This window comes from Clostridium sp. AM54-37XD (assembly GCF_003478225.1).
Taxonomy (GTDB): domain Bacteria; phylum Bacillota; class Clostridia; order Lachnospirales; family Lachnospiraceae; genus Coprococcus; species Coprococcus ammoniilyticus.
The window spans coordinates 14,617-28,383 of record NZ_QUEV01000002.1; the positions used below are offsets into that span (position 1 = coordinate 14,617).

At 42.7% G+C, this 13,767-nt stretch carries 9 protein-coding genes and 1 pseudogene; 5 read left to right on the top strand and 5 right to left on the bottom strand.

All coding sequences use genetic code 11. The features are described 5' to 3' along the window. The first annotated feature begins 208 nt into the window (after positions 1-208). Positions 209-1,609, top strand: coding sequence for a DUF6034 family protein (locus DXA07_RS01885; RefSeq protein WP_118483124.1), 1,401 nt, complete (start codon positions 209-211; stop codon positions 1,607-1,609). Between the two features lie 62 nt (positions 1,610-1,671). Here DXA07_RS01885 and DXA07_RS01890 read toward each other — a convergent pair whose 3' ends face one another. Continuing rightward, the gene (locus DXA07_RS01890) at positions 1,672-2,328 is read right to left on the bottom strand and encodes a hypothetical protein (protein ID WP_147352419.1); all 657 of its coding nucleotides are present in this window, start codon (positions 2,326-2,328) and stop codon (positions 1,672-1,674) included. Positions 2,329-2,734: 406 nt separating this feature from the next. Here DXA07_RS01890 and DXA07_RS01895 point away from each other — a divergent pair, with 406 nt between their 5' ends. Beyond that, positions 2,735-3,787 carry a DNA repair exonuclease gene (locus DXA07_RS01895; RefSeq protein WP_226801102.1) on the top strand — a complete coding sequence of 351 codons (1,053 nt, stop codon included), beginning with the start codon at positions 2,735-2,737 and terminating at the stop codon, positions 3,785-3,787. A 2-nt stretch (positions 3,788-3,789) separates the two neighbouring features. Continuing rightward, positions 3,790-5,484, top strand: a complete 1,695-nt coding sequence (locus tag DXA07_RS01900) for an AAA family ATPase (protein WP_117822352.1) — start codon at positions 3,790-3,792, stop codon at positions 5,482-5,484. A gap of 139 nt (positions 5,485-5,623) precedes the next feature. On the opposite strand, the gene DXA07_RS01905 is transcribed toward DXA07_RS01900, so the two are convergent. From DXA07_RS01905 to murC, 4 genes and pseudogenes are all read right to left on the bottom strand, one after another. Further along, a complete protein-coding gene (locus tag DXA07_RS01905; protein WP_347465299.1) occupies positions 5,624-6,823 on the bottom strand; it encodes a ribose-phosphate pyrophosphokinase in 1,200 nt (399 codons plus the stop codon). Positions 6,824-6,919: 96 nt separating this feature from the next. After that, entirely contained in the window at positions 6,920-7,924 is a 1,005-nt protein-coding gene (locus tag DXA07_RS01910) for an ATP-binding protein (RefSeq protein ID WP_118483128.1), read from the bottom strand. A 19-nt stretch (positions 7,925-7,943) separates the two neighbouring features. Beyond that, positions 7,944-9,107, bottom strand: coding sequence for a DnaD domain protein (locus DXA07_RS01915; protein ID WP_118483130.1), 1,164 nt, complete (start codon positions 9,105-9,107; stop codon positions 7,944-7,946). Positions 9,108-9,418: 311 nt separating this feature from the next. Further along, a pseudogene (murC, locus tag DXA07_RS01920) lies at positions 9,419-10,800 on the bottom strand (UDP-N-acetylmuramate--L-alanine ligase). Positions 10,801-11,432: 632 nt separating this feature from the next. On the opposite strand from murC, the gene DXA07_RS01930 reads away from it, so the two are divergent. Beyond that, a complete protein-coding gene (locus tag DXA07_RS01930; RefSeq protein WP_182427486.1) occupies positions 11,433-12,197 on the top strand; it encodes a YwaF family protein in 765 nt (254 codons plus the stop codon). 82 nt (positions 12,198-12,279) lie between these two features. Further along, the gene (locus DXA07_RS01935) at positions 12,280-13,731 is read left to right on the top strand and encodes a 4Fe-4S dicluster domain-containing protein (RefSeq protein ID WP_118483134.1); all 1,452 of its coding nucleotides are present in this window, start codon (positions 12,280-12,282) and stop codon (positions 13,729-13,731) included. The last annotated feature ends 36 nt before the right edge of the window (positions 13,732-13,767 follow it).

Below are 13,767 nucleotides of genomic sequence, written 5' to 3' on the forward strand. Positions count from 1 at the left end.
AATATTTGTATAGATTGGTATAAGGCGAAAAGATATGGAGTCAGAAAATGACATGAGATGATGATGCAGAGAGGCAATTTGGAAAAGATTGCTTCTCTTTTTTAGTTTACTTGTGTTATCAGATGAGATTGGTTAAAATAAAAAATAGATATAACAAGGAGAATGTACGAGAATAAGGGGTAAAAGATAGTTAACGGAGGCGATTACAATGAGACAGAAGTTATGGAGAAAGAAAAAGTTTGTGGTAATGGCAGCGGCATTTGCATGTATTGCAGCTTTGTCCGCGTGTGGGAAAAAAGATACCGATTATAATGTGGATGTAGGTAATGGAGATGGCGGAAGCGTTCAGAGTAAATATAGTATTCCGGAATCGTGTGATACCACATTTGACGCAGGATCGACCGGGCTTAAAGAGATCCGGTTGACAGATTCGGATATTACTGTGCCGAATACCGGTGCAATGTATGTAGCTCCGGTAAAGATGAAAGAGATCGATCCGGAATATCGAAAAAATCTGGTAGAAAAGTTATTTGACACAGATAAGGGTGTCTATGTCTATTATGATATGGAGAATATGGACAAGCTGTCAAAGGAGGATATTCAGGAATATATCGATCTGTACGAGCAGCAGAAAAAGGCAGATCCGTCACATGCCGCGAATTATGATTCGGATATTGACCGTATGAACCGTTTGCTGCAAACGACTTCAAAGCAGAGAGAAAATGCGGGAGACTATTCCGTGGATGAATATATGGGTACAGTTGGTGATCTGGAATACAGAATCAGTTTTCCTCAGGAAGGGGAAAATGATACGCTTTTCCGGATAAAGGAGGATCTTCTGCAGTATCGTCCGATGGAAGGTGCGACCGGTGTATTCACATCCAGCCTGGAAGAATACAATACCGGCTTGGGTGATGAATATGGAGAGTTGGAATCGGATATTAATGAATGTTCACTATCGGTAGATGAGGCAAGGCAGATTGCTGAAGAATTTCTGTCAAAGATTGGCGGATCGGATGCGATTTTACAGAGTGAATCGGATCTGTGCTGGCTGTATCGGAACGATGGTTCGTCTGATCAGAATCTGCCGACGGTTGTTGACGGATATTCATTTGAATACATAAGATCGGTTATGGATCAGCCGGTGTCGGATGTAGCAGTCTGGACTGCTGATAATCTACGTCAGGCAAATGGATTTGTGAATGTTTCGATCGAAAAATATACGATTCAGGTAGATGCAAATGGAGTGACCGATGCTCTCTGGAATAGTTATCTAGAAGCAGATGGCAGCCCACAGGCGGTGGAACTGTTATCCTTTGATGAGATGCTTAAGAAAGCAAATGAGTCTATAGCAGCATATTACACCAAATATCCGACAGCATATAAGCAGATTGCATTTAACGATATTACGTTGTCTTACTATCTGAAACAGAAGGAAGATGGAAGCGGATTTGAATATGTTCCGGCATGGATCCTTGCGGAATATGAAGATCCGGAGGATCCGGAGCTGCCGGAGCAGGTTGTCATTCTGGATGCCAGAGATGGCTCTGCCCTCGACCTGATGAAGCTTGCCGAAGCAGTCGGCGGCATTTCCAGCGCAACCGAATAGAAAGCACAGCTTGTTTGTTACAGGACAGACTACGATACACGGTGGACATTCGGCTTGCCACCCTAGTTGACGGTGGAGGTCGGCGTGATGCTCTGGCTGGTACCTCCGGCTGTCAGGGTGTAGGTGCTGCGAACTTCAAGCTCCGGGCAACTGACGATGACAGAATTGTAGGACTTTGAAGTTTCATGTGACAGGAGTACATTTCCATCGGCATCGGTCAAAACAACAGTGGTTGTTCCATTTGTATTTGATGAAAGCGTTAGCATGTAGGAACACTGGGTAGAATCCGAGCTGAAGCTCTGCGCCATGCCGGAGTATCCGGTTGACAGGAAGTAACCATTTGTAATGGTTGCGGAGATGCCGTAGTCCAGTGCACTGTCGCCATTGCTCTCCGGTCCTTCGACATATACAGTTCCACCATTCATGTAGAAATAACCATTGCTGTTGATGCCATCTCCATCGGCGTTGATCGTAACAGTGCCGCCATTGATCGTGAGGACACAGGATTCGTCGGCATCCATGTCAAAGCCTCCTATGCTGCCCAGTGCATTCCCTGGCATCTGTTTGTTGTCAGGGAACTGTGTATTTTTGGAGCTTGCAGCATTGTCAGAGGAATTTGAAGTCTGGGTTTCTGAGGTGACTGCATTTGCATTCATAGTCACAACACTGTTGTTGGTTGAATTATCATATGGATCGGATTTGTTATCCTTACTATTCACACCTTTCATTTCTTATTTGATTTGCCCCGATTTATGTGGCTGTATACCACTGATCGATTCTGGTGCAAACAAGTTGCGCTTTCTATTCGGTGTATATGCCTAATTTGCTCATGCTCCTGTGCTACGAAAATGCAGCCCAATAATTGCTTATTGTAAAAAAGTTTCTATCTATAAAATAACAGCTATAACTTAAATCAACTTAAAAATATAGCCAAAGTATACCGCACCTGCTTTTATATCGCAAATTAAAAAGACTCGTAGTTTGGGATATTCCGGCTGCTGGCGCAGCGACCGGAATATCCATGTTTGCCAATCTTTTTAATTGCGATATAGGGGCAGGTGGGGTATAATCAAGAGTGAGTTGCCAGAGGTTTTTCTGGCTGAGAAACAGAAAAGGGGTTATCCTATGAGATTTATTCATATAGCGGACGTCCATCTGGGCGCCGTTCCTGATAAAGATAAAAGCTGGAGCAAAGAGCGGGCAGACGAGATCGAATCAACATTTGACCGCCTTTTGGCTGTGGCAGAAGAACGCAAAGTAGACCTGCTGCTGATCGCGGGAGATCTGTTCCATGCACAGCCATCCCTGCAGGATCTGAAGAGTCTGGATTATAAGCTGTCGAAGCTCACAAATACAAGAACGATCATGATCGCGGGAAATCATGATTATATCAGTAAAGGATCACCGGCAGAGAGTTATGAATTTACATCGAACACAGTGCTGATGCCGGCAGACACATTCAGTAATGCATATCTGGACGATATCAATGTCTGTGTGACAGGATTCAGTTTTGGACAGGTGGAATATACAGAAGATGTCTATGCGGATATCATGCCGCAGATGGAGGATGTGGTCAATATTCTGCTGGCACATGGTGGAGATGAGAAGCATATTCCGATCAATTTTCGGCAAATGGCAGAGGCGGGATTTGACTACTGCGCGTTGGGACACATCCACAAACCAAAGCATATCGTGAAGAATAAGATGGCATATCCGGGTTCGTTAGAGCCGCTTGACCGGACAGAGACCGGCAGACATGGATTTATCTATGGACAGATTAAGGACGGTGAGACAAAGATACGTTGGGAGCCATTTAACTGTCGAAGTTATATTAATCTGGGGCTTGCTGTGAAACCGGAATATAGCGAAGCAAAGATTCTGGATGTTCTTGCGAAGCAGATGGAGAATATGGGGACACAGAATATTTACCGTATTATTCTGTCCGGACATATGGCAAATGGATTGAAACCGGATTTTTCAGGTCTGATGAGAAACTACCGTATCTATGAGATCGTGGATAATACATTGTGTGAGTACGATCTGGACAAGCTTCATTTGGATAATGAAGATAATCTGCTTGGAAAGTTTATTGAACGATTCGCGGATGCAGAGGACGAGATCAGCAAACATGCATTAAAGTATGGGGTAGAAGCAATACTTGCAACTGGAGATAAGTGATCATGTATATAAATAAGCTGTTATTAAAGGAATTTGGAAAATTTAATAATAAAGAGATCCGGCTGAAAAAGGGCTTGAATCTGATCTACGGTGCAAATGAATCCGGTAAGACAACGGTGAAAGAATTTATTGTTGGCATGCTGTATGGAATCGATAAGACCAGAGGGATCGGAGCAAGGCTGGATAATTATGAGCTTCGCAAACCGGTAAACGGCGGTGGTTATTCCGGAAAGGCATACGCTGTAACAGATGACAAAAGCTATCTTCTGGAGCGGAATTTCCTTCGTACAAATAAAAATGCAACGCTGACAGAGATTGAAACAGGAAAAGAAGTACAGCTTAAGAATCCGAATTCTTATAAAGGCATCCTGTTTGATGTAGATAAAAGCACCTATACGAATACCCTTTGTATCGGAGAACATGGTGCTGCACCGGGGAAGGAACTGGCAGAGGATCTTGGCAATTATGTGGTAAATCTGACCACAACCCGGAATGCCGATATTGATAAGACAGAAGCGGTCCGGTATCTGAAAAATGAACGCCGGAATTTTGAAAATAAAAAGCTGGCAGCAGAGATTGATCAGTTAAATGAACAGATGGATGCGCTTGGAGATGTAGACGGAGATCTGGAAGCAATCCGGGAAGAACGCCGGGAAGAGCTGGATGCTTATAATATGGAGATCGCGCGGCTGAAACGGGAGGCAAGACAGCTTGTAAACGAGAAGGATGCAGCAATTCCGGATGAAGACGAAGACCGTACCAGAAGTCATATCTTCCTTGATGTGGAAGCGCTGGATGATGACGAGGAGTTCCGTCCGAAGACACAGAAAAAGCTGACTGACAATATATTTATTATAATGCTGACTGGTATTCTGGTTGTTGCCGCAGTTATGCTGGCGGTTCACTTGCTGAATTTCCAGAAAGCCATCCAGCAGTTATTTACAATCTGTACGATCGCATTTGTGGCTGTTACGATCATTGACGGATTATTCCGGAAGGGCTTCTTTGATGGAGCGGATGCAGTACCGGATGAGGCAGAATTCGACCAGATGATCTATGAGCTTGGACGTGCTACAGAATCCAGAACAGTCCGGATCGAGATCGACCGGAATTTTCAGGAAGCACATGATGCAAAATTAGAGCTGTTGAAGTTCAAAGAGCATGATGCCGTAGCAAAGCGGGATTCCTATTATGAATTAAAGGGCAAACGGGATGAGCTTCAGAAACGGTTTGAGGTGATGGAGAAGGAACAGAAGGCGATCGACCTTGCGATCCAGACTATCAATGATATATCGGTGGATATTTATAATGATTTCGGTGGCCGTTTAAATGAGAATATTTCGGAGATCGTCAGTATCATTACAGATGGCAAATATAACGATGTGAAACTGGATGAAAATATGCATATTTCGGTATTTGACGACGATCATTATATGCCGATCGAGTTCCTAAGCAGCGGAACGATTGAACAGATCTATCTGGCTGTCCGGCTGTGCATCGCAGGGCTTCTCTGCAAAGACCGTATGCCGATCATTGTAGACGATATCTTTACAGCCTATGATGAACACCGTCTGAAAAATGCACTCTACTGTATGAGCCGCATTGATACCGATCAGGTCATAATCTTTACTTCAAACAATGCCATTGGAGATATGCTGGATGATCTCTCTATGGAATATAATTATGTAGAGTTGTAAATTGATTGTAAATTAAAAATTAAAAATCCCTGTCCACTTCCAGTTCTATTGCAGGTAGGGATGAAACATCAGTGCAACGCGTTTCAATCCCTACCTGCAATAGAGCTGGATGCAGGCGGGGTTTTTTAGTTATACTTAATTACATCTCATAGTTATCAGAGATGGTATGTTTTTCTTTGTACTCAGCGATACGTGCGTTGATCCGCTCAGCAGGATCTAACAGCTCGCTGATAGAAGCATCATGATTTAAGTGGTCGATGATCAGAGCGATGTACTTGCTCATATCGGCTGATTCGTACCAATCCTTCTTGAACAGGTCAGGCATCTGGTAGGTCAGGTTGGTTGTGATGACCTTTTCGATCAGACCTTCTTCGTGGCACTTATCGAATACTTCAAGACCCTTTGTGAAGAGACCGAAGGTAGCGATACAGTAAACACGTTTTGCTTTTCTCTGCTTTAACTGTCTTGCAACATCGATCATGCTTTCACCGGAAGCAATCATATCATCGATGATGATAACATCCTTGCCCTCAACAGAATCACCAAGGAATTCATGAGCAACGATCGGATTTCTTCCATCAACAACGCGTGAATAGTCACGACGCTTGTAGAACATTCCGACATCGACACCTAACAGGTTCGCAAAGTAGATTGCTCTGTGCATAGCACCCTCATCCGGAGAAATGACCATCATATGGTTGTTGTCAATTTCAAGATCCGGTGTGGTACGGAGCAGGGTCTTGATGAACTGGTAGGTTGGACGTACATTCTCAAATCCGCTCTTAGGGATGGCATTTACGACACGAGGATCGTGTGCGTCAAATGTCACAATATTGTCAACACCATAAGACTTTAATTCCTGAAGCATAACGGCACAGTCAAGAGATTCTCTGGAAGAACGCTTGTGCTGGCGGCTTTCATAAAGGAATGGCATAATTACTGTGATCTTTTTTGGTTTATCAGTCATAGCGGCGATCAGTCGTTTCAAATCTGCATAATGGTCATCCGGAGACATACGCTGTGGCTGGCCTGCCATTGTATAAGTACAGCTATAGTTTCCGACATCAACCATAATATAGATATCTTTACCACGAACGGATTCATTCAGAATACCCTTTGCCTCACCGGAGCCGAAACGTGGACAATCGGCACTGATCAGGTAAGTATCAGCTTCATATCCGTGGAAAACAATGTTGTCTTTGTGTACATTGTCTCTGTTAGCTCTCCATTTTACGAGATAATGATCAACCTTTTCACCAAGGCCTGTACAACTTTTGTGAGCGACAATTCCGAGACTGCCCACGGGTATGGTTTCTAATTTGCTATCGTCTGGCATGATAAATATCCTCCATAATCTTATAGTGTAATGATTCGATACCTTATATTGTTAGTATCATTGATAGTATATATGCAAATGCAGAAGACTGCAATGCCATCAGTTAGAAGTTTTATTCTGGATCCGGTCTTTTCGTTTGGTGTAGCGGATATTTGTTCCATATAATGGAAATACCTTAAAGTCACCAATGATACGGGACATGATACGTTCCGTATACCGGTCAGAAAGCTCCCGCATACTCAGATTGGTTGAAATCAGAGTAGCAAGGGATCTGTTGTTGCGCATGTTAATGATCTCAAATAACTGGGAATTAACGAAAGTATTCGGAACCTCGGTGCCGAGATCGTCAATGATCAGCAGTTCACAGTTATAGATATAATCATATAACATCATCTTTTCTTTTTCACGCACATTACTCATTATAATGCCTGATAAAATATTTTCAAATAAATTTATTGAAGTCAGATAAAGAACTGTGTGTCCTTTGTCTAACAAAGCCTTTGCAATACAGTTGGACAGGAAGGTTTTCCCAAGTCCTGTTTCTCCATAGATTAGAATACCGGAGTGGGATTCGTCAAAATGCTCCACATAATCTTTGCAAGCTGCCAGAGTGTTTGAGGCATTCTCGTATGGCGTATGCTTATGCGTGCCATCATTCTCCCGGCTGTAGTAGTTCAGGGAAAAAGTAGAGAAATTCTCTCTCTCCAGGATCTCACGGATCGTGGACTGGTTGTATAGCTCGTCGATCACCTTCTGTGTCATACATTTGCAGGGATGGCTTCCCTGATAGCCGGTGTCGTGACAGAGCGGACATTCATAGATCGGTTCCAGATAGTTCTCAGGATATCCATGCTCTTTTAAAAGAGCTTTTTTATAAGCTGCCAGTTCCCGATTATTCTGGTTGATGTCTTCCATATTAACAGGCAGTTTCCGTATTCTGTTTCTTGCTGCCTGAATAGAAGAGGAAGCGATTTCCTGATCGATCTTTTTTATCTCAGGAATCTTTTCATATATTTCAGCTTTTCTATTGTCTGCCAGAATTTCATTTTCAAGACGCTTCCGTTGAAAGCCTGACAATATACTATCATAATCTATATTTTTCATAATTACACATAATCCTTATTTAGTGAGAATTTATCTCATCTAGGAACAACTGCTCCATTTCATCAAGCTCAGCCGACATGTCTTTTTGCTGGAATGAATTGAAAGCATTCGGTTTAGCATTGTACTGACTTGATTTTTGTGATGTATTTCGTTTTTTTGCTTCGTGATATTCTGTGCTTGCCTTGGCAATATCATCGACTGTTTTGACACCCTGTTGCTGCCATTTTTTCAGGATACCGTTGATATAGGCAAATGTTACATCGTGAGGATGCTGTGCAATTCCACGGTTGCAGGCTTCAATGATGACCGGCAGTTCAAAGCCCATTTCCTTATTCCAGGAATCCATCCATGCGACTTCTCCTGTGGTTGGAGCTTTCCGGTTGATACCAAGTGCCTTAAAGACTGCACGGTACAATGGGTTGCCATTTTCAGCAGCTTCCTTTGCTTCCTCCAGTGTGTGGATGCCGGCCTGATACCAGTTTTTGGCAATGCCCTCTGCATAACGGAGATCCGGTTTCTCAATGCTGACACAGTATTCGATCAGATATTCCATGATCTCGGTGGAGAAGCCTAACTGATCGTGAATATAGATCAGGATCTCGATATCATTCACCGATAATTCTTTTCTGAAATAGGTTTCTGCTTCAAATATCACGTCGGCAAATGCATCATCTTCCTTTGCCTTTGCTGCAAGGGCGGCAGAGTAAGGCTGTTTCTCCGGAAATACAGGCGCCGGTTTCTGAACCGGTTCCGGTCCTGATATGGTATTCTTGGTATGTACCGGTTTGCTTGCTGCTGGAACAGCAGGCTTCTTTTTCTTTTCCGGAAACTTTAATAAAGAGATGCTGTCGAGCGACAGGGAGGTGTCTGCCTCTTCCTTTGTTTTTTCATGCAGAGGAAGAAGGGTAATACCTGTAAGCTGGCCGGATGCATCGTAATCCAGACGTAATACGTCCTCGCTGATCCAGTACCGGATCGCACGGCAGATATCCTTCTCTGTAAGGTTGAAATGATCTGCAATATCAGCTACCGAGATCGGTGCTTTTGAGGACAACAGTCGGATAAGATATAGATAGACCTTGACAAATTCGCCATTTGCTTCGGTCATATAATAATCAATAAAATGATTCGATACCAGGGAAAATGTTTCCTTTGCTTCTGTTGAAATTGTAATGTAACTCATGGTAACTTTTCCCGCCTTTCATAACTTTTGGATGTCTCCAAACCTTCTCTGGTCAAGAAGTGCTCACATTATAGCATGTGTTTTTTAAATTGCAAATAGAACAAATAGTCGGTTGGAAAAATGGACAGGGATGTTGATTTTGTGGATAATGTGGAGAAGTTTTGGATAAAAAAATTATTTGTTACTAACACATCGGGAACAGGTGCTAAAACAGGGCATTTGTGAAAAAAGAAAGTAAATTTTATGTAAACAAATGAAAAGAGCTGTATGAGGAAAACTCCTTCACACAGCTCTGTGGATAATGTGGATAATTATTTTTTTATCAGCTCATTTCCGATAGAATCGACATTTCCGGCACCCATAGTTATCAACAAATCATTTTTTTTGCAATTTTTCAATAAATAATTTTCGATGTCCATAAAGGATGGCAGATAGAACGCATCGGTTCCATAAGAAGCAATCTTTTCGGCGAGCTGCTTCGAGGATACCAGACCTGTGTCTTTCTCTCTGGCCGCATAGATATCAGCAACGATAACATGGTCACAGACACTTAAGACCTTTGCAAAGTCATCGAAAAGGGCATATGTTCTGCTGTAGGTATGAGGCTGGAATACACACCATAATTCATGGTAGTCTGTATTCTTTGCAGCGGCGAGGGTTGCAGCAATCTCAGTTGGATGATGTGCATAGTCATCCATGACCTTTACATTGTCGAGGATCGTTCCTTTATACTCGAATCTCCGCTCTGCACCCTTACAATGCAGCAGACCTGCTTTGATCGCATCGATTCCGATGCCAAGCTCTGTTGCGGCAGCATAGCAGATAAGGAATTGTATACGTTATGCTTTCCAAATACATGAAGTGTGATGTCGGTGATCTCCTTTCCGTCGATCACAAGGGTATAAGTTGGGCGGCCAAATTCATCAAAGCGGATATTTGCAGCGCTGTAATGGTTCTTTGGATCTTCGCCGAAAGTAATAACCTGACACTTCAGATCTCTTGTTACGGTATCAAAATACTGCATATCACCATTTACAATGACTTTTCCGTTTTCAGGAGTCTTTGTTGCAAATGTGTGGAATGACTCCGCGATCTCTTCAATGCCGCTGAAGAAATCCAGATGATCCGCATCAACATTTAAGATAATGCTGATGTATGGTTTGAATGCGTGGAAGCTGTTTGTATACTCGCAGGCTTCTGTTACAAAGTAATCAGAAGAACCTACACGGATATTTCCACCGATATCATCGATGATTCCGCCAACGGAAATTGTCGGGTCAACGTCGGCCTCTAACATAATATAAGAAAGCATGGCAGTTGTGGTTGTCTTACCATGAGTACCGCTGACCGCGATGGAGTATTTGTAATTCTCCATGATCTGACCTAAGAGCTGTGCTCTTGTCAGCATAGGGATATTTTTGGATTTTGCAGCCTGAAATTCTTCATTATCCGGATGGATGGCTGCTGTATATACGACAAGGTCAATCTGATCTGTAATATTGCTTGCGGTTTGTCCGATATTGATCAGAGCACCCATGTCAGAAAGTTTATCTGTCATATGGGATGCTTTCATATCGGAACCGGTGACTTTAAAACCCTCTTTAATAAGAATTTCGGCAAGTCCGCTCATGCTGATACCACCGATTCCCATAAAATGTACATTTATTGGATGATTAAAATCAATTTTATACATGATGTTTCGCCTTCCTGAAAAGAATATTTGTGAGTATTATAGCATAGATAAAAAAGGAGTGGATTATTTTTTCATAAAAATTGAAAAGTTCAGAATTTAGTGTGCGATGCGGACAAAATGAAAACGAAAAATAGAAAATTATACGGTATCATGTCAAATATAGGCAGATTTCCGTGATTATTAACAGAAATTTGTCGTTTTTTTTGACATGGAAAACATAAATAGTTCACATATCGTTCATGAAATGTTCACATATATACTGTAACATACAATACGAAAGCTTTTCATATATTTGAATCCTTTCCCCCCTCATTTGGAGCCACCATTTTGGTGGCTCTTTTCTTTTTTAAATATAACAAAAGGTGCTTCCGTATATCCGTGCCGTGGTCTGGCGGTGTTATAAATATCTCACTGCGGTTTCTGTTCACTGCACATGTCTGATTCGTAAATGCTCCTGTGCTAACTCGTCCTTCGGACTCAGACAAGCACCCGCATTTACTGACAATGCGCAGTTCACGACGAAATCCTCGCAATGATATTTTATAACACCGCCAGACCATGGCGCGGATATACGGAAGCACCTTTTGCTCATTATATCGCATGAAATGTCTGGTTATGGAGATGATATAGGTATGTTTGGAGATTTTTTTCGATATTGGGATGAGCTGCCGGAGCAAGGTGGTTTTTCGTTATTTGGATGGATTCATATAGGCTGGCTGGTTGGAATTATATTTGTATGTATAGTGATCGGTTATTATTATAGAAAGGCAGATGCTGCTGTTCAGGACAGGATCCTGAAAATACTGACGGGGATATGTCTGTGTCTGGAATTAGGTAAGGATTTTTATTTGATATGGATCGGGGAGATGGGGATATCATATCTTCCGTTTGAGATGTGCGGACTGGCGATTTTTGTGGAATTGGGATTTGCATTTTTCCACCGGGAATTTCTAGGAGAAATTATGTGCGTGATCAGTATGCCCGGTGCAATGGCGGCATTGTTATTTCCGGACTGGACCAGATATCCGTTATTTAATTACATGCACATCAATTCTTTTCTGATACATGGACTTTTAGTGCTCATTCCGGTGCTTGTTCTGACATCCGGCAGATACAAACCTTCTATAAAAAGGATCTGGCAGATCTTTTTGTTCTTGTTTACAGTTGTCCCCTCTGTCTATGTTATAAACAGGATCTGGGGCTGCAATTTTATGTTCCTCTGTTATCCGTCCAATGGTTCTCCATTTCTGTCTGTTTATCTGCGGCATGGCTATGTTCCATATCTGATCACGTATGCCGTTACAGTCATTCTTTGTATTTTGGTTATATATGGAATACTGGACAAAATCGCTTCCTTTTGTGGTAAAAATGTGGTATACATTAATAGGAAGAATTAGTTGAGAAAAAAGTCATAATAATAGAAAATATGCGCAGAAAGAACTGCGTATACGGAAGATAGAATACGGAGAATGAGAAAAAATGATAACAAACGATGCGACGCTTTTAAAAGTAAAACATGAAGTATTGTATGAAGTTGCCAAGCTTGCGTATGCCGGACGATTGGAGGAAGAAAGAGACAGTCTTCCTTATAAGATGGTTCCGGGACCGCAGCCGGCATTTCGATGTTGTATCTACCGGGAACGAGAGGTTATCAGACAGAGGATCCGGCTTGCGGAAGGTAAAGCACCGGGTGCTGAAGATGACGGAAATATCGTACAGGTCATTAATTCCGCCTGTGAAGGATGTCCGATCTCCCGATATGTAGTAACAGATAACTGTCAGAAGTGTATGGGTAAAGCCTGTCAGGCAGCCTGCCGGTTTGGAGCGATCAGCATGGGGCGGGATAAGTCCTATATTGATCCAGCTAAATGTAAAGAGTGTGGGCAGTGTGCAAAAGCCTGTCCTTATAATGCGATCGCAGATCTGGTACGACCTTGCATGAAGAGCTGCCCTGTGGATGCGATCTCGGTGGCCGATAATGGTACCGGTATTGCCGTGATCAATCAGGACAAATGCATACAGTGTGGTTCCTGTGTCCATAAATGTCCGTTTGGCGCGATCGGTTCTAAGACATTTATCGTGGATATCATTAAGAAGATGCGTTCAGATATTAAGGTGTTTGCTATGCTTGCACCTGCAACGATCGGCCAATTTGGTGCAGATATTACGATGGCAAGCTGGAGAACCGCTTTAAAGAAGATTGGTTTTTATGATGTTGTAGATGTATCACTTGGAGCGGACATGACTGCCATGAATGAGGCGAAGGAATGGATCGAAGCCAAGGAGAAGGGGGAGAAGAAGACAACCTCCTGCTGTCCGGCATTTAAGAACTATATTGAGAAGCATTTCCCGACATTAAAGGATGCGATCTCAGAGACAGTATCACCGATGTGTGCAGCATCCCGTTATATAAAGGAAAAATTTCCGGGTGCAGTTACTGTATTCATTGGACCGTGTATCGCGAAGAAAGCGGAATCCATGTCAGGAGAGAAGGATACTGCAGATTATGCACTGACTTATGGTGAGATCCGTGCAATGCTTCGTGCAAAGGGTGTAAAGCTGGAGCCGGAAGAAGATACGGATGATCAGGGCAGTATCTATGGTAAGAAATTTGCAAATGCAGGTGGTGTAACCGCAGCAGTTCTTGAAAGTATGAAAGAACTTGGCTGTACCGGTGATGTATCTGTATGCAAATGCAGTGGCATAACCGAATGCAAGAAAGCATTGACGCTGATGAAGGTCGGAAGACTTCCAGAAGACTTCATCGAAGGTATGGTATGTGAAGGTGGCTGTGTCGGCGGTCCATCGAGACACCGGGATCCAAATCTTGCAATGCGTGATAGAAATGCAGCACTTGCAAAATCATCGGATATATTGATCAAGGACAATCTGGACAAACAGAATGCAGAAACGGTTGATATGATCCGTTAGATATAAGAAGGTAATTGTAATATCGGATGTGGGGAC